Origin of the sequence: Burkholderia arboris (genome assembly GCF_038723655.1) — a bacterium.
In the GTDB taxonomy this organism is placed as follows: Bacteria; Pseudomonadota; Gammaproteobacteria; order Burkholderiales; family Burkholderiaceae; genus Burkholderia; species Burkholderia arboris.
In genome coordinates, this window is sequence record NZ_CP109821.1 from 3,184,426 (window position 1) to 3,202,434 (window position 18,009).

Below are 18,009 nucleotides of genomic sequence, written 5' to 3' on the forward strand. Positions count from 1 at the left end.
GCGCCGGCCTTCGCTCCCGTTTTGACCGATTTATGCCGACTCACCCGCTGGTATTCCATTCCTCGCCGGACCAGACGATCGCCTGGCGCGACGGTGCGCCCGTCACCGTGCGCGCATTCGTCGCCGACGTCGCGCGCGTGGCCGCCGCGCTGCCGGCCGGCGGCCACGTGTTCAACGTGTGCCGCGACCGCTACCGCTTCGCGGTCAGCCTGTGCGCGGCGCTCGTCGCCGGCAAGATCAGCCTGCTGCCGTCGACGCACACGCCGGAAATGGTCCGCCAGCTCGCGACGTTCGCGCCCGACGCGTTCTGCCTGCACGATGCGCCCGACTGCGCGATCGACCTGCCGCGCTTCGCGTATCCCGATGCCGCGCCCGGCGAGCGGGCAGACGATAGGCCGTTCGCCGTCCCGCAGATCGATGCGGCGCGGATCATGGCCTACGTGTTCACGTCCGGCTCGACCGGCGCGCCGGTACCGCACCGCAAGACGTGGGGCTTCCTGGTCGGCTGCGTGCGTGCGGCGGCCGATCGCCTCGGGCTGCTCGACGGCCGCGCGGCCACGCTGATCGGCACGGTGCCCGCGCAGCACATGTACGGCTTCGAGTCGACGGTGCTGCTCGCGCTGATCGGCGGCCTCGCATTCAGCAACCGTCAGCCGTTCTACCCGGTCGACATCCGCGACGAACTCGACGCGATCCCGCAGCCGCGCGTGCTCGTCACGTCGCCGATCCACCTGCGTGCGCTGCTGTCCGCCGGCCATGCGCTGCCGCAAGCGGCGCTCGTGCTGTCGGCCACCGCGCCGCTGTCGGAGAAGCTCGCATGCGAAGCCGAGGTCGCGCTCGACGCGCCGCTCGTCGAAATCTACGGCAGCACCGAGACCGGCCAGATCGCGACCCGGCGCACGTCGCAAGGCGCGACATGGGAACTGTTCCCGGACATCCGCCTCGACGCGCGCGACGAACCGGACCGCGACGACAGCGGGCCGACCGTGTGGGTGTCGGGCGGGCATGTGGAGGTGCCCGTGCCGATGGGCGATGCGCTCGAGCTGCTCGGCGACGGCCGGTTCCTGCTGCACGGCCGCAAGGCCGATCTCGTCAACATCGCCGGCAAGCGCACGTCGCTCGCGTACCTGAACCATCAACTCAACGCGATTCCGCAGGTGGTCGACGGCGTGTTCTTCATGCCCGACGAAGCCGCACCGGCCCATGACGACACCAGCCTCGAACCGGTCACGCGCCTTGTCGCGCTCGTCGTCGCGCCGGCGCTCGCAGCCACCGATCTGCAGCGCGCGCTGCGCGAGCGGATCGATCCCGCGTTCATGCCGCGCCCGCTCGTGTTCGTCGACGCGCTGCCGCGCAACGAAACGGGCAAGCTGCCGCGCGACGTGCTGGCCGCGCTCGTCGCCCAGCACGCGCGCGCCACGGCCACGGCCGCGCCTGAACGCGACACGGCCGCCGCACCTGCACTCGCCTTCACGATTCCCGTCGACCATCCGGCGCTGCCCGGCCATTTCCCCGGCCATCCGGTCGTACCGGGCGTCGTGCTGCTCGATCACGCGATCCACACGATCGGCGCGGCGCTCAACCGTCCGCTGGATACGTGGCGGCTCGGCTCCGCGAAGTTCCTGAGCCCGGTCGCACCGGGTGAACCGCTCGATCTCGCGTACGACGCCGCGGCCAGCGGCGCGATCCGCTTCACGCTGCGCGCCGGGTCGCGCGAGGTCGCGACCGGCGTGCTGTCCGCGCCGCCGGCCGTGCAGGATGGCGCGCAGCCATGAAGCGCACCGCGTGGGCCGAACGCCAGGAGCGCAGCAACGCCGGCTTGCTGCGCACGATGACGTGGATCTCGCTGCACTTCGGCCGGCAGCGCGCGCGCCTCGTGCTGCACCTGATCGCGACGTACTTCGTGCTGTTCTCGCCGGTCGCGTGCGCCGCGTCGCGCGACTACCTGCGCCGCGCGCTCGGCCGGCCCGCGCGCTGGCGCGACGTGTACCGGCACGTGTTCACGTTCGCGGCGACGATCCACGACCGCGTCTACCTGATGAACGGGCGCTTCGACCTGTTCGACATCCGGCTGCACGGCGAGACGCTCGTCGACGATGCGCTCGCGGGCGGGCGCGGCGCGTTCCTGATGGGCGCGCACCTCGGCAGCTTCGAGGTCGTGCGCGCGATCGGCCGCACGCATCCGGACCTGCGCGTCGTCGTCACGATGTACGAGAAGAATGCGCGCAAGATCAACGCGACACTCGCCGCGGTGAACCCGGCCGCGAAACCGGAAGTGATTCCGCTCGGGCAGGTCGACTCGATGCTGAAGGTGCGCGAGCGCCTCGACGCGAACTGCATGGTCGGCATGCTCGCCGACCGCACGCTGCTCGACGACGCGGCCGCATCGTTGCGGCGGCTGCCGCTGCTCGGCACGCCGGCCGCGTTCCCGCTCGGGCCGCTGTACATGGCCGCGATGCTGAAGCGCCCGGTGATCTTCATGACGGGCCTCTATCGCGACGGCAACCGCTACGATGTGCACTTCGAGACGCTCGCCGATTTCTCCGACGTGCGGCGCGATGCACGTGCGGCGGCGGTCGACGCGGCACTCGCGCGCTATGTCGCGCTGCTCGACAAGTACTGCCGCGCGGCGCCGTACAACTGGTTCAATTACTTCGATTTCTGGCAAGGCGGCGATGCCGCGGCTACGCGCCGCGACGCGACGCACGCCGGTGCCGACCTGCCCGCCACAAGGGATTCCGACGCATGACCGCCGTTCACCGCCTGTTCCCGCTCTCGCTGCACCGCGCCGCCCGCCTGCTCGCCGCCACCGCCGCCGCGCTCGCGCTGGCCGTGCCCGCGCATGCAGCCGACACGGCGCCGGCATGGAGCCTCGACCGGCTGATGTCGACGCTTGCGCAGCACAAGTCGGGACACGCCACCTTCACCGAGACGAAGTACCTGTCGATCGCCACCCAGCCGGTCGAATCGTCGGGCGAACTCGTGTTCGTCGCGCCCGATCATCTGGAAAAGCACACGCTGAGCCCGAAGCCGGAACACCTCGTCGTCGACGGCGACATGCTCACGGTCGAACGCAACAACCGCAAGTTCACACTCGCGCTGGCGCGCTATCCGGAACTCGGCGCGTTCATCGACAGCATCCGCGCGACGCTCGCCGGCAACCGCTTCGCGCTCGAACAGGTGTACAAGGTCGCCCTTTCCGGGCGCGGCGACGACTGGACGCTGACGCTCACGCCGCTCGACTCGCGGATGCTGAAGGTCGTCAGCACGATCACGCTCGACGGCACGCGCGACGTATTGCGCAGCGTCGCGATCCGGCAGGCCGACGGCGATCATTCGGTGATGCGCCTGCAACCCGTTGCGGCGACCGCGAACTGATGGACGAGCGCGCGCGCCCCTCCCCCGTCGCCCGCCGCCTGCACGCGTGGCGGCAGCGCGCGGTGCTCGTGTGGCTGCTCGCGCTCGCCGCCTGTGGCGTCGCGATCGGGCGCGCGCACTTCACGGCCGACCTGTCCGCGTTCCTGCCGAGCTCGCCGAGCGCCGGGCAGCGCGTGCTCGTCGACCAGTTGCGCGACGGCATCGTGTCGCGGCTGATCCTCGTCGCGATCGACGGCGGCGATGCCGTCACGCGCGCCGCACTGTCACGGCGCGTCGCCGGCGCACTGCGCACCGACCCGCAATTTGCGGCCGTGCACAACGGCGAAGCCGCGAACGACGCACGCGACCGGCAGTTCGTCTTCGATCACCGCTACCTGCTGAGCCCGGCCGTCACGCCGCAGCGCTTCAGCGCCGACGGCCTGCACCAGGCGCTCGGCGACAGCCTCGACCTGCTGAGCTCGTCAGCCGGCCTCGTCGCCAAGGCGATGCTGCCGCGCGACCCGACCGGCGAAGTCACCGCGCTCGTCGACCAGCTCGACAGCGCGGCCGAACCCGCGAGCCGCGACGGCGTGTGGGCGTCGCGCGACGGCACGCGCGCGGTGCTCGTCGTGCAGACGGCCGCCGCCGGCTCCGATACCGACGCGCAGGCGCGCGCGATCGACACGGTGCGCCGCGCATTCGCCACGGCGAAGCAGGCCGTGCCGAATGCGGCCGCGACCACGCTCGCGATGACGGGCCCCGGCGTGTTCTCGGTCGACACGCGAGACACGATCCGGCATGACGTCGAGCGCCTGTCGACGGCGAGCGTCGTGCTGATCGTCGCGCTGCTGCTCACGCTGTACCGTTCGCCGCGCACGCTCGCGCTCGGGCTGTTGCCGGTGCTGACGGGCGTCGCAGCCGGGATCGCGGCGGTCAGCGTCGCGTTCGGCACGGTCCACGGGCTGACGCTCGGTTTCGGCACGACGCTGATCGGTGAAGCCGTCGACTATTCGATCTACCTGTTCGTGCAATCGGCGCAGGCCGGCACGCGCGTCGCCGCGCGCCCGGGCGACGCGACACGCGCGTGGGTCGCCGCTTACTGGCCGACGATCCGGCTCGGCGTGCTGACGTCCGTGTGCGGTTTCGCGTCGATGCTGTTCTCCGGGTTCCCGGGCCTCGTGCAGCTCGGGCTGTATTCGATCGTCGGACTGACGGCCGCCGCACTCGTCACGCGCTTCGTGCTGCCGCACCTGCGCGGCGAGCATGTCGCGATCCGCGACGTGTCGCGCGTCGGCGCGGTGCTCGCGCGGGCGGCCGACGCCGCGCCGCGGCTGCGCTGGCCGCTCGCGGCGCTCGTGGTCGCCGCGAGCGCGACGCTCGTGCTGCATCGCGACGGGCTGTGGAGCCGCGAGCTCGCCGCGCTCAGCCCCGTACCGGCGCAGGCGCAGGCGCTTGACGCGCGGCTGCGCGCCGATGTCGGCGCACCCGACGTGCGCTACCTCGTGGTGATTTCCGCATCGACCGAACAGGCCGCGCTCGAAGGCGCCGAAAAAGTGGCCGCGCAATTGCAGCCGCTCATCGACCGGGGCGTGCTCGCCGGCTTCGAAAGCCCCGCCCGCTACCTGCCGAGCGATGCTGCGCAGCGCGCGCGCCAGGCGAGCCTGCCGGATGCGCACGCGCTCGCCGCCCGGATGCGCGACGCCGTCGCGAACCAGCCGATCGCGGTGAAGCCCGACCTGTTCGCGCCGTTCCTCGCCGACGTCGACGCCGCGCGCCATGCGCCGCTGCTGACGCGCGCGGACCTGCGCGGCACGTCGCTGGCGCTCGCCGTCGACGCGCTGCTGACCGAACGCGACGGGCGTTGGAGCGCGATGCTGCCGCTGCGCGCACCGGACGCCGCGCGCGCCACGCTTCCGGCGTCGGGACTCGATGCAACGCCGATTCGCGCGGCCGTCGCCCGTGCGGGCGTGCCCGATGCGTTGTTCGTCGACATGAAGGCCGAAGCCGATCGCCTGTACGTGAGCTACGTGCACGAGGACATCCGGCTGTCGCTCGCGGGTTTTGCCGCGATCGCCATGCTGCTGCTGATCGCGCTGCGCTCGCCTCGTCGCGTCGTGCGCGCACTGGCACCGCTCGTCGCGGCCGTGCTGGTCGTAACGGCCGGCTTCGCGCTGGCCGGCGTGCAACTGACGATCCTGCACCTCGTCGGGATGCTGCTGATCGTCGCGGTCGGCTCGAATTACGCGCTGTTCTTCTGCAAGCGCGACGACGCGCAGCCCGTGACGCCCAACACGCTCGTGTCGCTGCTGATCGCAAACCTCGCGACCGTCGCCGGCTTCGGGCTGCTCGCGCTGTCGCGCGTCCCGCTGCTCGAAACCTTCGGGCTGACCGTCGGCCCCGGCGCAATGCTCGCGCTCGCGTTCGCGGCGATTCTCGCGCCGCGCGCCACGGCAGCCGGCGATCGTCAGCGACGGAGTCCCGCATGACCGCGCCGTCGTCCATTCCATCGCATCAGGCCGGCGAAACGCGCCGCTGGAAGCCGACGCCGCTGATCGCGGGGACGGCCGCACTGCACGTGGGTGCCGCCGCCGCCGTCATCGCGCAACCGGCCACGTGGCCGTGGGCCGCCGGTGGCGTGGTCGCGTCGCATCTCGCGCTGACGGCAGCCGGCCTGTGGCCGCGCAGTGCGCTGCTCGGCCCGAACTGGACGCGCCTGCCGGCCACCGCGGGCCGCCGCATCGCACTGACGATCGACGACGGCCCGGACCCGGACGTCACGCCGCGCGTACTCGACCTGCTCGACGGTTACGACGCGCACGCGACGTTCTTCTGCATCGGCGATCTCGCGCGCCGCCATCCTCGATGGATCGAGGCTATCGTCGCGCGCGGCCACGCAGTCGAGAACCACAGCCAGCGGCACCGGCATACGTTCTCGCTGTCGGGGCCCGCCGCGCTGCGGCGCGAGATCGCGGCCGCGCAGCAGACGCTGACCGAGATCGCCGGCACACGCCCGCTGTTCTTCCGCGCGCCGGCCGGCCTGCGCAATCCGTTTCTCGAACCGGTGCTGTGCGAATTCGGCCTGCAGCTCGCCAGCTGGACGCGGCGCGGCTTCGACACGCGTGCGCGCGATGCGGCGACCGTCACGCGCCGCCTGTTGCATGGCCTCGATGCGCGCGACATCCTGCTGGTACACGACGGCCACGCGGCGCGCGATGCGCGCGGCGAACCGGTCGTGCTCGACGTGCTGCAGGCGGTGCTGCGTGCGGCCGCCGATGCGCAGTTGCACTGGACGACGCTGCGCGCGGCGCTCGCGCCCGAACCGCCCGGCCAGCCGGGCATTCCGGCCCCCCCGTTTGATAAAATCTGACCTCGAACGGCGCGCCTGCCAGCCCTGCTGCGGCGCCCGTTCCGGCCACCGGATGCGACCCTCGTGAAACCTCTCCTGCTCTCGCACTTCACCGCCACCAGCTGCATCGGCCGCGGCCTCGACGCGACCCTCGATGCGCTGCGCGACGCACGCGGCGGGCTCGTGCCGTGCAACTTCGAACGCGCGGCGCTCGATACGTGGATCGGCGCGGTGGACGGCGTCGATGCGCACCCCGTGCGCGCCGACCTCGCCGACTTCGAATGCCGCAACAACCGCCTCGCGCAACTCGGCCTCACGCAGGACGGCTTCGACGCAAGCGTCGCGGCGGCCGTCGCACGCTACGGCGCCGCACGCGTCGGCGTGTTCGTCGGCACCAGCACGGCCGGCATCCTCGCAACCGAACGCGCGTACCAGCAGCGCGATCCGGCGAACGGCGCGCTGCCGGCCGACTTCCACTATGCGCACACGCACAACCCGTATTCGCCGGCTGCGTTCGTCCGTGCGTACTTCGCGCTGCGCGGGCCGGCGACGGCGATCTCGTCTGCGTGTTCGTCGGGCGCGAAAGTGTTCGGTTCCGCGCGCCGCATGATCGAGGCCGGTCTGATCGACGCGGCCGTCGTCGGCGGCGTCGATTCGCTGTGCCTGACGACGCTGTACGGCTTCAATTCGCTCGAACTGTTGTCGCGCCAGCCGTGCCGGCCGTTCGACGTCGCGCGCGACGGCATCTCGATCGGCGAGGCCGCCGCGTTCGCGCTCGTCGAGCGCGTGCCCGATCCGCCCGCGGCACTCGACGGCAACGCGATCCTGCTGCTCGGCCTCGGCGAATCGAGCGACGCGCATCACATGTCGTCGCCGCATCCGGAAGGTCTCGGTGCGCGCGCCGCGATCGAGCAGGCGCTCGCGTCCGCCGGCCTCGGTGCGCACGACATCGACTACGTGAACCTGCACGGCACCGCGACGCCGAGCAACGACGCGGCCGAAAGCCGCGCGGTCGGCGCGCTGTTCGCCGGCACGCCGTGCAGCTCGACGAAGGGCGCAACCGGCCACACGCTCGGCGCGGCCGGCGCGCTCGAAGCAGTCGTCGCCGCGCTCGCGCTGCGCGAGCAGTTCGTGCCGGCCGGCGTCAACACGACGCAGCCCGACCCGGCGCTCGTCGCCGACTACGTGCTCGCGAGCCGCGACACGCGCGTGCGCGCCGTCCTGTCCAATTCGTTCGGCTTCGGCGGCACGAATTGCAGCCTGATCCTCGGCCGCGCCGACCACGCACGCCGTTGAGGCCCGTCATGACACTCACCGCCTTCATCGAAAGCATCGGCCTCGTCGGGCCCGGATTGAACGACTGGCCGCACGCGGCCGACGTGCTCGCGGGCCGTATGCCCTATACCCCTGCCCGCACCGAACTGCCGCCGCCGGCCGGACTGCCGTCGGCCGAGCGGCGCCGCACGGGCCCCGTCGTGCGCGTCGCGCTCGCGGTCGGCCACGAGGCCGTGGCCGCGAGTGGCCGCGACGCCACGACGCTCGCGACCGTGTTCAGCGCATCCGGCGGCGACGGCCAGAATTGCCACGCAATCTGCGAAACCCTGGCGGGCGACGATCGCCAGCTGTCGCCGACGCGTTTCCACAATTCCGTGCACAACGCACCGGCCGGGTACTGGAGCATCGCGACCCGCGCGATGGCGACGTCGAACGTACTGTGCGCGCACGACGGCAGCTTTGCCGCGGGCCTGCTCGAAAGCCTGTGCCAGGTCGTCGTCGATCGCGTGCCGAGCCTGCTGATCGCGTACGACACCGACTATCCGGAACCGCTGCGCACGGTGCGGCCGATCGGTGACGCGTTCGGCGTTGCACTTTTGCTCGCGCCGGAGGCAAGCGAACACGCGCTCGCCCGCCTCGACGTGCAGCTCACCGAAGCGCCCGCCACGACGCTCGCGAATGCCGAACTCGACGCGTTGCGTACCGGCAATCCGGCCGCACGCGTGCTGCCGCTGCTCGATGCCCTCGCCGCGCGGCGTTCGACGCGTGTCGTGCTCGATTACCTGGACGATACGCGCGTGCAGATCGACGTCGCGATGCCCGAATCCTTCGCGGAGCGTGCGTGATGACCGCGACGCCCCCGCTTGCACCACCGCTCGGCCACGCGTGGATCGCCGCGCACATTCCGCACGACGGCGCGATGTGCGTGCTCGATACGGTCGATGCATGGGACGCCGAACGGATTCGCTGCACCGCGACGAGTCACCGCGATCCGCGCAACCCGCTGCGTTCGCACGGCCGGCTCGCGTCGGTCTGCGGCGTCGAATACGCAGCGCAGGCGATGGCCGTGCACGGCGCGCTGCTCGGTGCGCACGAAGCGCGCCCGCGCGTCGGTTATCTCGCGAGCGTGCGCAACGTCGACGCGTTCGTCGACCGGCTCGACACGTTCGAGCAGCCGCTCACCATCGAAGCGGAACGCATGAGCGGCGACGCCCGCTCGGTGCTGTACGGATTCGCGCTGCGCTGCGGCGATCGCGTGCTGCTGTCCGGCCGCGCCGCGGTGATGCTCGACGCCCCGGTAGCCGGCACGTTTCAACCGGCGCCTGCCGGCAACACGAATCCTCGCTGAAGAGGTCAACCCCAAGGAAACCAGGTCGTGAAAGTTCGTCAGTTCATTGGCACCGCGCTCGTTCTCGCGCTGATCAGCCCGATCGCGCACGCGGACATGTCGGAAGTGAAGCAGGACATCAAGCGCGATTCGAAGGAAGCCGCGCACAAGACCGGCGAGGCGGCCCGCAGCTTCGGCCACGCGACCGCGAGCGCCGCGAAGGCGGTCGGGCACGGTGTCGCGCATGCGTCGCGCGAAGGCTGGGATGCCACCAAGCGCACGACGAAGCGGATCTTCCACAAGAACGACTCGGGCGAGTCGGCCGGCAAGAGCGATTGATCACGCATCCCGTGCGAATTGCCGGCGGCATGCGCACGGGGCGTGACCGTTCATCGATCGTGACGCGCCGGGGCTGCCGTCAACGCGCCCCGCGCATGCGGCGTGCCGGCTTTGTCGGCCTGCGCGCGAAGCACTTGCCGTACGCAACGAGCCAGCAATCGCGATGATCGAAGTTCCGCAGCAGCCGCGCGCGGCGCCGCTCGAGCCAGTAGAGCGAGATCGCCATCGTCAGCGCGACGGCCAGTGCCGAACCGCCGATCACGAGTCCCATCCAGGTGTCGCCCATGCGTTCTCCGGAATGCGAGGCCGAAGCGGCGCGCGTGCCGCCGCTCCGGGTCTGGATAGTGCGGAATGCGGCCCGGCACGTGCGCGAACGCCGTGCGGGCCGCCGCGCATCAGTGCATGTGCTGGCCGCCGTTGATCGCGATGTTGGAGCCCGTCACGAAACCGGCCTCCTCCGAGCACAGGTAGGCCACCAGCGCCGCGACTTCCTCAGGCTTGCCGAGCCGGCCCGCCGGAATCTGCGGGAGGATCTTCGAGTCGAGGATGTCCTGCGGGATCGCCGTCACCATCTTCGTCGCGAGGTAGCCCGGCGACACCGTGTTCACCGTCACGCCCTTGCGCGCAATCTCGAGCGCGAGCGATTTCGTGAAGCCGTGCATGCCAGCCTTTGCGGCCGCATAGTTGGTCTGGCCGACCGAACCCTTCGAGCCGTTCACCGACGAGATGTTGACGATACGGCCCCAGCCGCGTTCGACCATGCTTTCGCAGACGGGCTTCGTCATGTTGAACACGGAGTCGAGGTTCGTGCGAATCACCGCATCCCAGTTGACCTTGTCGAGCTTGCGCAGCGTCATGTCGCGCGTGATGCCGGCGTTGTTCACGAGAATGTCGACCGGGCCGACGTCCCGCACGATCTTCTCGATGCATTGCTGGCACGAATCGTGATCGGCCACGTCCACCGGGTACGCATGGAACTCGCGGCCGGCCGCATGCATCTCGGTCAGCCAGCGGTCCGCGCCGGCGTTGTTCGGCGAATACGTGACGACTACCCGGTGGCCCGCGTCGTTCAACCTGATGCTGACCGCTTCGCCAAGACCGCCCATTCCACCTGTCACAACTGCAATTCGCTTAGTCATCCTATAAATTACCGACAAAAAAGTAATCGATGAATGCGGGGCGGCGGCGTCGCTTCTGCTGCCGCCCCACCGCTTCGATGCGCAACCGCCCACGTCGCGGGCGCGGCACGCACCGGAACTTCGCGCGTGTTGTTGACTGCTTGTCGTGCGCGAAACCCGCCTGGTTCGCTGCGGCGCCGGCCGGCGCCGCAGCGAACCGAGTCGTCAGACCCGCTTCAGACGCGCTCGACCGCGAGCGCGACCCCCATCCCGCCGCCGATGCACAGCGACGCCAGCCCGCGCTTCGCATCGCGCTTGACCATCTCGTGCAGCAACGTCACCAGGATCCGGCAGCCCGACGCGCCGATCGGGTGACCGATCGCGATCGCGCCGCCGTTCACGTTCACCTTCGACGTGTCCCAGCCCATCTGCTTGTGCACCGCCAGCGCCTGCGCAGCAAACGCTTCGTTGATCTCCATCAGGTCCAGGTCGCCCGGCGTCCAGCCCGCGCGCTCCAGGCACCGGCGCGACGCCGGCACCGGGCCCATGCCCATCACGCTCGGATCGACGCCCGCGTTCGCGTACGCCTTGATCCGCGCGAGCGGCGTCAGGCCGAGCGCCGCCGCCTTCTGCGCCGACATCACCAGCACCGCCGCCGCGCCGTCGTTCAGCCCCGACGCGTTCGCCGCCGTCACCGAGCCGTCCTTCGAGAACGCCGGCTTCAGCCCGGACAGCGATTCCGCCGTCACGCCGTGGCGCACGAATTCGTCGGTGGCGAACTGCAGCGGCTCGCCCTTGCGTTGCGGGATCGACACCGGCACGATCTCGTCGTCGAAGCGGCCGGCCTTCTGCGCGGCTTCCGCCTTGTTCTGCGACAGCGCCGCGAATGCGTCCTGCTCTTCGCGCGTGATCCCGTATTCCTTCGCGACGTTCTCCGCCGTGATGCCCATGTGGTACTGGTTGTACACGTCCCACAGGCCGTCGACGATCATCGTGTCGACCAGCTTCGCGTCGCCCATCCGGAACCCGTCGCGCGAGCCCGGCAGCACGTGCGGCGACGCGCTCATGTTCTCCTGGCCGCCCGCGATCACGATGTCCGCGTCGCCCGCGACGATCGCGTTCGCCGCCAGCATCACGGCCTTCAGGCCCGAGCCGCACACCTTGTTGATCGTCATCCCCGGCACTGCCGTCGGCAGCCCGGCCTTGATCAGCGACTGCCGCGCCGGGTTCTGCCCCGAACCGGCCGTCAGCACCTGGCCCATGATCACTTCGCTGACCTGATCGGGCTTCACGCCCGCACGCTCCAGCACCGCGCGGATCACCGTCGCGCCCAGCTCGGGCGCCGCAATCTTCGCAAGCGAGCCGCCGAATTTGCCGACCGCGGTCCGCGCGGCCGATACGATCACTACGTCCGTCATGTTCAATTCCTGCATCGAAATCAGTTCGTCGTTCTGACGCCGGCGCGAGCGGGCTGCAACGGTCGGCGGCGCGCGCCGGACCGACCGGCGCGATCGCGGCCGCGCGCCGCCAGACGGCAGGCAGCGCCGGTCGCACCCACGGCACGTCGCACCGGTACGCACATCCGTGCACCGGCGTCGTGCGGCGAACCGGACATGCGCCGGACCCCGCGTGGCACACACGGCGTCCAGCGCCATCCGGCGCCGATCAATTGTGTCGCGCTTGCACGCGACACGCGGTCATGCCCGCGGTCAGCCGTTACGCAGCCGATTCGCGCGTAGCCGCTGCGTCCTTGCGTGCGGCGGCAGCCGTCTGCTTGGCGCCGCGCGTGGCCGTTTCGCTGACCGCATCGAAACCGCTCTGCGCGGCTTCGATCGCCTGACCCGTCGCTGCACGCACCGAATCGGCCGCAGCCGTCGCCGCGGACAGCGCCGAATTCAGCGCAGCCACCACCGGTGCCGAGCCGGCCGGCGCATGCTTCGACAGTTCGCCGAGCGCGTCCTTCAGGCGCTTGTCGTTCTGTTCGTACTGCGACTGCGCGACCTTCGCCCATTCGGATTGCGTCGACACCGCGATATCGAACAGATGGCGGCCGTACGACACGACCTTGCCGGCCGCTTCCTGCGGTGCGGCGATCTGCTGCGCGAAGCCCGCGGCCGGATTGTTGCTGTTGAACGCGTTCTTCAGCTTGTCTTCGTATTCCTCGAGCGCCGTCCGGGCCGCCTGCAGGTTGAGTTCGACGACAGCCTCGAAACCGTGGATCGCCGGACGGGCAATTGCAAACCACGCGGCGATACCGGATTGATAATCGGCGGCGAGTTTTTCGGGGGCAAATACGGACATCGGGCACGCTCCTGTTAGCAATACGAGAGACGACGTAAAGAAAAATGGAAGCTGGATCGACAGCCACTTCCTTATTGGCTACCCGTCACTTATTAGAACACGGGAAGATGAAGGAGGCCATTCTAGATCGATTAATTGTCAATTAAATGGCATTAATGATAGGTGTAAACCCTTATTATCGTTCCGGGCAGCCGCTGAAACCCGCGACACGCCGACATCGCAGAGAGGCAAATTGCAGGGTTCCGGCCCGCAATGCCTTTTTACCTTTTTACAGGATAGCGCATCATGAGGATGCGCAACATTTACCAATTCATTATTCCGTTTATTAGAAAACCGACGCTCATTGAAAATGGAGCGATCGCTTATGTAATCGTTTTTTCTGGATTTATTATGAAATCGTTTCCGGGATTATTAATGCCGAAATCAATGATCTGACGAATTGCGGGTCGCAATGAAAATACGGCCGCATGAAGCGGCCGCGATCGACACGGGAAAGCGCGGAATCAGCCGGCCAGTTCGCGATGCAATGCGCGGAATTCCTGCGCGAGCTTGTGCCCCGGCTCGAGATGGATCACCGGCGTCGACTGCTGATGCGATTCGCGGATCTTCACCGACGCCGACAGCCTCGACGCGAGCACCGGCAGCCCTTCGTCGACGAGCTCGTCGACCAGCCGTTGCGGCAGGCTCGCGCGCGGCTGGAACTGGTTGATGACGATCCCTTCCACCTCGAGCGCCGCGTTGTGGTCCTGCTGGATTTCCTTCACGTTCTCGAGCAGCGTATACAGCGCGCGGCGCGAGAAGTCGTCGCAGTCGAACGGGATCAGGCAACGCTCGACCGCGATCAGCGCCGAGCGCGTATAGAAATTCAGCGCGGGCGGCGTGTCGATGTACACGGCGTCGTAGGTGCCGAGCTCGTTCAGTGCGTCGCGCAGCTTGTAGATCTTGTAGCGCGATTCGAGCTTGCCGTGCAGCGTGTCGAGATCCGGATGCGCGGGCATCACGTCGAGCCCTTCGAACGGGGTCGGATGGATGAACGACGCGACGTCGACCGGGCGGAAGTTGAAGGTCAGCGCGGTTTCGAAGAAACCGGCGACGCCCGGTTGCGCGTCGGCCGCGGCGTCGCCCAGCAGGTAGCGCGTGGAGTTCGCCTGCGCATCGAGGTCGATGACGAGCGTGCGCAGCCCTTCGCTTGCGCTGATCGCCGCCAGGTTGCAGACGATCGTCGATTTGCCCACGCCGCCCTTCTGGTTGAATACGACCCGCCGCATGGTGTCCCCTCGATCGAACGTCGAAAGGATCAGCTTAGCCGGTCAATCATGGCGGCCGCGTGACGCAGGTCGAATTGCGTGCGACATGTGTACGACGCGCATCAGGTGCGCGGCAGCCCCCCCGACACGTACCGGTTGCCGGGCACGCACCACCGCCACGGGAGATCCCGGCCGGCACGAATGCCGATGCGCGGGCCGCCCGCCAGATTCGAAGGCGGCGCCCTACCGTCGTCGACGATCGCGAACCCTTCGCGTGCATCGACCAAATCGATGCCGTCCTGCGCGCCGCCGATCCCCATCGACTGGGTCAGCCGCGCCGGCCCGCGGCACAGATCGCGATCGCGCGTCTGCGGCGGCCGTGCCGCACGCATCTGCTCGAGCCCGTGCAGCGGTTCCAGCGCACGGATCAGCACACCGGTGCCCGTGCCATCCGGCCCGCACACGCAGTTGCAGCACCAGTGCATGCCGTACGTGAAGTAGACGTACAGATGCCCGGGCGGCCCGAACATCGTCGCGTTGCGCGGCGTCCTGCCGCGATAGGTGTGCGCGGCCGGGTCGATCGCGCCCGCATAGGCTTCCACTTCGACGATGCGGCCGGCCCGGCCGTCCGCCGCCGCGAGGATCTTGTTGAGCAGCTGCGGTGCGACGTCGGTGGCCGTGCGGTCGAAGAACGCGCGCGGCAGCACGGTGCCGGGCCAGAGGGACGCGGTCTTATTGCGCCGCATGCCGCCTCGCCGTCGTCGCGGCCAGATGAAGCTGGCGGTACGCCTCGACCAGATCGCCGAGACCGAATGCCAGATTTCGTCCGCTCGGATTGGGGAGCACCCAGACACTCGCCCCCTGCATGCGGGCCGGTTGCAACCCCCATGCGACTTCGCGTTGCCCCGACAGCGCCGAGTACGCGGCCTTGCCGAGAAAGGCGACGAAGCGCGGCCCGTAACGCAGGATCTTCTGCTCGAACGCCGCGGCCGCGGCGGCGAATTCGGCGCGCGACAGCTGATCGGCGCTCGCAGTCGGCCGCTTCACGACCGCCGTCAGGCCGCAACCGTAGCGGAGGATCGCGCGATCGTCCTGCGGCAAGATTTCCGCCGGCGTGAAGCCCGCGAGATGGATCACGCGCCAGAAGCGGTTGTTTCTCCCCGCGAAGTGATGCCCGGTCGCGGCCGCGGTCAGGCCGGGATTGATCCCGCAGAACAGCACGTCGAGATGGTCGGCGATGAGGTCGGGAAGTTCGTCAGCCACGCTTTGCCCGGGATGCGACGTACAGGAACAGGAACGACGTAAACGAAGAAAGGCCCGAAGACCCGTGCCAAGCAAGCAGCTTGACTCGGACATTCGGGCCCATCGTGATGCGGGATGCCGGCTTGTCGATCAGAACGGTTCTGTTCCGGAATTTCGTAAAGATTGGCGACCAGCCAGTGCTTAACGCGTTTGGGGAGAGACAGCTAGGCTGAATCGTCAAGATTGGCCTCGCTTTTATCGTCGATGCGCCGTCTGCGCGAAAGTTCGATCAATTGTGGCGTCAACTTCGGTGGTCAACTCTCGGGAATCGTGATCGATTGGGCATAGCTTTCTACTTTGGGAGGCTCTCGCCTCCGACATCCGACTATATGGCTCCGCCAACAGCACATCGGCCACACCCCGTGCAGCAGCATATCTCTGCACGACAACCGCCTCGAGTACTCAAGCGCATCGACAGCATCGGTGATCAGTCGGATGTCTCACGGACCAACTTTGTTTGCCGTCGCGCTCTGTCGTTCACGATCTGGTGGCGTCGATGATCAGTCATCTTCTTCCACGCACGCGCTTCATCGCGCGTGCGCAGACACGCCACGCAGTAGCCCGTCCTGCCATCGAACGAGCAGACTTCGGTGCACGGCGACTTGACCGCCATATTCAATGCCCCTTCACGGCGGGTACGACCTCGACGGTCACGTGCGACAGATCCTTGAAGCGTTGCAGCAGACCATGATAGAAGCGCGAATCCCGCGCCGTGTCGACGGTCGAGACGGACACGACCGCACTCATGTGACCCGGCCCAAGGCGCCAGACGTGCAAATCGTTGATTCGGTCGCCGCTGCCTTCGATCGCGGTGCGCACGTTGTCCGCCAGCCGGCGATCCGAGTTCATGTCGAGCAGAATGCCACCGGTGTCGCGCATCAGGCCGTACGACCAGTTCGCGATGACCAGTGCGCCAATAATGCCCGCCAGCGGATCCATCCAGACCCAGCCGAATGCACGCGCGAGCAACAAGCCGATGATCGTCAGCACCGAAACTGCCGCATCGGCAATCACGTGAATGTAGGCGGAGCGGATGTTGTGATCTCGCGTCGCCGCAGCGGATGCGCCGTGGTCGTGCTCCTCGAAAGCCAGTTCATGCTCGCGACCGTTCAATCGAACGATGGCCTTGAACTCGTGAGGTTCGGGGATATCGTCGACCGACTCCAGATAGCCGCCGCGACTTGCCATCGCGAACGCCTGCCGGGAACCATCCGGACGAATCGTCGTCAACGACACGTCGCTCGCGTCGACGAGTTTCGTATCGCTCGTAGCAGCCGCCACGCGAAAAACCGGCGGGACGCCATCTTCGAACACCGACACGAGGAATACGCCCCGCTGATCGAAGATCTGGTGCACTTCCTCTTCGTGCTCGTGATCGTCGTGACCACCGTGCGCGTGCCCGTGATGACGGCCGTGGCTGTGCCCATGGCTATGGCCGTGGTGATCGCCGCTCAGCAGCCAGACGCTCGCGATATTGACGAGCAAGCCGGCAACCGCAATCGGAATTGCTTCACCGAAATGGATTGGCACCGGGGCAAGCAGGCGGGCAATCGCTTCATACCCGATCAACAGCGCGATCATCGCAAGCACGATGGCGCTCGTGAAGCCGGCCAGGTCGCCGAGCTTCCCCGTGCCGAATACGAAACGCGGGTCGCTCGCGTGTTTGCGTGCGTAGGTATAGGCCAGCGCCGCAATCAACATAGCGCCGGCGTGCGTCGACATGTGCAGCCCGTCGGCGATGAGCGCTAGCGAGCCAAAAATCGAGCCGCCGACGATCTCGGCCACCATCATGGCCGCGCACAGCCCGATAACCATCCAGGTCCTGCGCTCGTTCTCTTCGTGCGCGGCGCCGAGAAAAATGTGGTCGTGACCCGCGCCGAACGCGGCATCCTTGAAATCGCTCATTCGGGCACCCGATTACTTGAAATAGCTGTGGACGACTTCGACCAGCTGCTCGGTCGCGCTGCCCTCGTCTTCATGCCCCTCGGCATCGACAAGATGGCTTCGGATGTGATCCTCGAGTACGACCGCGAGCAGCCCGTTCATCGCGCCGCGACTGCTCGTGATGAGCTGGAGAATTTCGTTGCAGCCGCGCTCTTGTTCCAGCGCACGCTCGATCGCTTCGACCTGCCCCTTGATGCGGCGGACGCGATTCAGCAGCTTCTGCTTTTCCTTGACGGTGTGACTCATGATGGCTCCCTGATATAGCGTGGGGGAGTATATTATAAATCCCCATTCCATATAGGGAGGAGGGGTATCGGTCGGCCTAATGCAAGGTTGGCTCGCGGAAGTTGTACTTGCGGATAACGGGACCAGATTTCCTGCAGTGCCAGGTCGACGCGAACGCTCGGATACTTACGCGACGGCATCGATCACCGGGTTGCGATGCCGTCGCAG

General features: G+C 68.2%; 19 protein-coding genes. 9 read left to right on the forward strand and 10 right to left on the reverse strand.

The genetic code is table 11. From position 1 onward, the window contains the following. Window positions 1–32: 32 nt before the first annotated feature. From OHZ10_RS14950 to OHZ10_RS14990, 9 genes are all read left to right on the forward strand, one after another. Window positions 33–1,775, forward strand: coding sequence for an AMP-binding protein (locus tag OHZ10_RS14950; protein WP_342702896.1), 1,743 nt, complete (start codon window positions 33–35; stop codon window positions 1,773–1,775). Next, window positions 1,772–2,749 carry an acyl-CoA synthetase gene (locus OHZ10_RS14955; RefSeq protein ID WP_342702898.1) on the forward strand — a complete coding sequence of 326 codons (978 nt, stop codon included), beginning with the start codon at window positions 1,772–1,774 and terminating at the stop codon, window positions 2,747–2,749. Before OHZ10_RS14950 ends, OHZ10_RS14955 begins: the two co-directional genes overlap by 4 nt. Continuing rightward, window positions 2,746–3,378, forward strand: coding sequence for an outer membrane lipoprotein carrier protein LolA (locus OHZ10_RS14960; protein WP_059233197.1), 633 nt, complete (start codon window positions 2,746–2,748; stop codon window positions 3,376–3,378). Before OHZ10_RS14955 ends, OHZ10_RS14960 begins: the two co-directional genes overlap by 4 nt. Further along, window positions 3,378–5,843: an MMPL family transporter gene (locus OHZ10_RS14965; RefSeq protein ID WP_342702899.1), complete on the forward strand. Its 2,466-nt coding sequence runs from the start codon at window positions 3,378–3,380 to the stop codon at window positions 5,841–5,843. Before OHZ10_RS14960 ends, OHZ10_RS14965 begins: the two co-directional genes overlap by 1 nt. Then, window positions 5,840–6,724, forward strand: a complete 885-nt coding sequence (locus OHZ10_RS14970; RefSeq protein WP_342702900.1) for a polysaccharide deacetylase family protein — start codon at window positions 5,840–5,842, stop codon at window positions 6,722–6,724. Before OHZ10_RS14965 ends, OHZ10_RS14970 begins: the two co-directional genes overlap by 4 nt. A 63-nt stretch (window positions 6,725–6,787) precedes the next feature. Beyond that, window positions 6,788–7,999 carry a beta-ketoacyl-[acyl-carrier-protein] synthase family protein gene (locus OHZ10_RS14975; protein WP_342702901.1) on the forward strand — a complete coding sequence of 404 codons (1,212 nt, stop codon included), beginning with the start codon at window positions 6,788–6,790 and terminating at the stop codon, window positions 7,997–7,999. Window positions 8,000–8,007: 8 nt separating this feature from the next. Continuing rightward, window positions 8,008–8,823 carry a beta-ketoacyl synthase chain length factor gene (locus OHZ10_RS14980; protein ID WP_059233193.1) on the forward strand — a complete coding sequence of 272 codons (816 nt, stop codon included), beginning with the start codon at window positions 8,008–8,010 and terminating at the stop codon, window positions 8,821–8,823. Beyond that, window positions 8,823–9,326: a hotdog family protein gene (locus tag OHZ10_RS14985; protein WP_059233192.1), complete on the forward strand. Its 504-nt coding sequence runs from the start codon at window positions 8,823–8,825 to the stop codon at window positions 9,324–9,326. The genes OHZ10_RS14980 and OHZ10_RS14985 overlap by 1 nt, the downstream gene beginning before the upstream one ends. A 27-nt stretch (window positions 9,327–9,353) precedes the next feature. Next, window positions 9,354–9,644 carry a hypothetical protein gene (locus OHZ10_RS14990; RefSeq protein WP_124453500.1) on the forward strand — a complete coding sequence of 97 codons (291 nt, stop codon included), beginning with the start codon at window positions 9,354–9,356 and terminating at the stop codon, window positions 9,642–9,644. A 79-nt stretch (window positions 9,645–9,723) separates the two neighbouring features. On the opposite strand, the gene OHZ10_RS14995 is transcribed toward OHZ10_RS14990, so the two are convergent. From OHZ10_RS14995 to OHZ10_RS15040, 10 genes are all read right to left on the reverse strand, one after another. Continuing rightward, window positions 9,724–9,930 (reverse strand): hypothetical protein, encoded by a 207-nt coding sequence (locus OHZ10_RS14995; RefSeq protein WP_059233190.1) that lies wholly within the window; start codon window positions 9,928–9,930, stop codon window positions 9,724–9,726. Between the two features lie 109 nt (window positions 9,931–10,039). Beyond that, entirely contained in the window at window positions 10,040–10,783 is a 744-nt protein-coding gene (gene phbB, locus OHZ10_RS15000; protein ID WP_059233189.1) for an acetoacetyl-CoA reductase, read from the reverse strand. 215 nt (window positions 10,784–10,998) lie between these two features. Continuing rightward, complete coding sequence (locus tag OHZ10_RS15005; RefSeq protein WP_059236605.1) at window positions 10,999–12,180, reverse strand: acetyl-CoA C-acetyltransferase; 1,182 nt, start codon at window positions 12,178–12,180, stop codon at window positions 10,999–11,001. Window positions 12,181–12,478: 298 nt separating this feature from the next. Next, window positions 12,479–13,063, reverse strand: coding sequence for a TIGR01841 family phasin (gene phaP, locus OHZ10_RS15010; protein ID WP_059233188.1), 585 nt, complete (start codon window positions 13,061–13,063; stop codon window positions 12,479–12,481). A 503-nt stretch (window positions 13,064–13,566) separates the two neighbouring features. Further along, a complete protein-coding gene (locus tag OHZ10_RS15015; protein WP_059233187.1) occupies window positions 13,567–14,331 on the reverse strand; it encodes a ParA family protein in 765 nt (254 codons plus the stop codon). Window positions 14,332–14,432: 101 nt separating this feature from the next. Continuing rightward, the gene (locus OHZ10_RS15020) at window positions 14,433–15,056 is read right to left on the reverse strand and encodes a DNA-3-methyladenine glycosylase (RefSeq protein ID WP_059233186.1); all 624 of its coding nucleotides are present in this window, start codon (window positions 15,054–15,056) and stop codon (window positions 14,433–14,435) included. Next, window positions 15,043–15,573: a G/U mismatch-specific DNA glycosylase gene (gene mug / locus OHZ10_RS15025; RefSeq protein ID WP_342702902.1), complete on the reverse strand. Its 531-nt coding sequence runs from the start codon at window positions 15,571–15,573 to the stop codon at window positions 15,043–15,045. The genes OHZ10_RS15020 and mug overlap by 14 nt, the downstream gene beginning before the upstream one ends. A gap of 466 nt (window positions 15,574–16,039) precedes the next feature. Further along, the gene (locus OHZ10_RS15030) at window positions 16,040–16,225 is read right to left on the reverse strand and encodes a DUF1289 domain-containing protein (RefSeq protein WP_342702903.1); all 186 of its coding nucleotides are present in this window, start codon (window positions 16,223–16,225) and stop codon (window positions 16,040–16,042) included. A 2-nt stretch (window positions 16,226–16,227) separates the two neighbouring features. Next, window positions 16,228–17,517 carry a CDF family Co(II)/Ni(II) efflux transporter DmeF gene (gene dmeF, locus OHZ10_RS15035; RefSeq protein WP_342702905.1) on the reverse strand — a complete coding sequence of 430 codons (1,290 nt, stop codon included), beginning with the start codon at window positions 17,515–17,517 and terminating at the stop codon, window positions 16,228–16,230. 12 nt (window positions 17,518–17,529) lie between these two features. Further along, complete coding sequence (locus tag OHZ10_RS15040; protein ID WP_342702907.1) at window positions 17,530–17,802, reverse strand: metal/formaldehyde-sensitive transcriptional repressor; 273 nt, start codon at window positions 17,800–17,802, stop codon at window positions 17,530–17,532. Between the last annotated feature and the right edge of the window lie 207 nt (window positions 17,803–18,009).

Bases quoted from the DNA above. Each gene is read 5' to 3' on its own strand.
- OHZ10_RS15030 (WP_342702903.1), bottom strand. From the start codon at position 16,225: ATGGCGGTCAAGTCGCCGTGCACCGAAGTCTGCTCGTTCGATGGCAGG.
- OHZ10_RS15005 (WP_059236605.1), bottom strand. From the start codon at position 12,180: ATGACGGACGTAGTGATCGTATCGGCCGCGCGGACCGCGGTCGGCAAA.
- OHZ10_RS15020 (WP_059233186.1), bottom strand. From the start codon at position 15,056: ATGCGGCGCAATAAGACCGCGTCCCTCTGGCCCGGCACCGTGCTGCCG.
- OHZ10_RS14960 (WP_059233197.1), top strand. From the start codon at position 2,746: ATGACCGCCGTTCACCGCCTGTTCCCGCTCTCGCTGCACCGCGCCGCC.
- OHZ10_RS14950 (WP_342702896.1), top strand. From the start codon at position 33: ATGCCGACTCACCCGCTGGTATTCCATTCCTCGCCGGACCAGACGATC.
- OHZ10_RS15015 (WP_059233187.1), bottom strand. From the start codon at position 14,331: ATGCGGCGGGTCGTATTCAACCAGAAGGGCGGCGTGGGCAAATCGACG.
- OHZ10_RS15040 (WP_342702907.1), bottom strand. From the start codon at position 17,802: ATGAGTCACACCGTCAAGGAAAAGCAGAAGCTGCTGAATCGCGTCCGC.
- OHZ10_RS14970 (WP_342702900.1), top strand. From the start codon at position 5,840: ATGACCGCGCCGTCGTCCATTCCATCGCATCAGGCCGGCGAAACGCGC.
- OHZ10_RS14965 (WP_342702899.1), top strand. From the start codon at position 3,378: ATGGACGAGCGCGCGCGCCCCTCCCCCGTCGCCCGCCGCCTGCACGCG.
- OHZ10_RS14980 (WP_059233193.1), top strand. From the start codon at position 8,008: ATGACACTCACCGCCTTCATCGAAAGCATCGGCCTCGTCGGGCCCGGA.
- OHZ10_RS14995 (WP_059233190.1), bottom strand. From the start codon at position 9,930: ATGGGCGACACCTGGATGGGACTCGTGATCGGCGGTTCGGCACTGGCC.
- phaP (WP_059233188.1), bottom strand. From the start codon at position 13,063: ATGTCCGTATTTGCCCCCGAAAAACTCGCCGCCGATTATCAATCCGGT.
- OHZ10_RS14985 (WP_059233192.1), top strand. From the start codon at position 8,823: ATGACCGCGACGCCCCCGCTTGCACCACCGCTCGGCCACGCGTGGATC.
- OHZ10_RS14955 (WP_342702898.1), top strand. From the start codon at position 1,772: ATGAAGCGCACCGCGTGGGCCGAACGCCAGGAGCGCAGCAACGCCGGC.
- dmeF (WP_342702905.1), bottom strand. From the start codon at position 17,517: ATGAGCGATTTCAAGGATGCCGCGTTCGGCGCGGGTCACGACCACATT.
- phbB (WP_059233189.1), bottom strand. From the start codon at position 10,783: ATGACTAAGCGAATTGCAGTTGTGACAGGTGGAATGGGCGGTCTTGGC.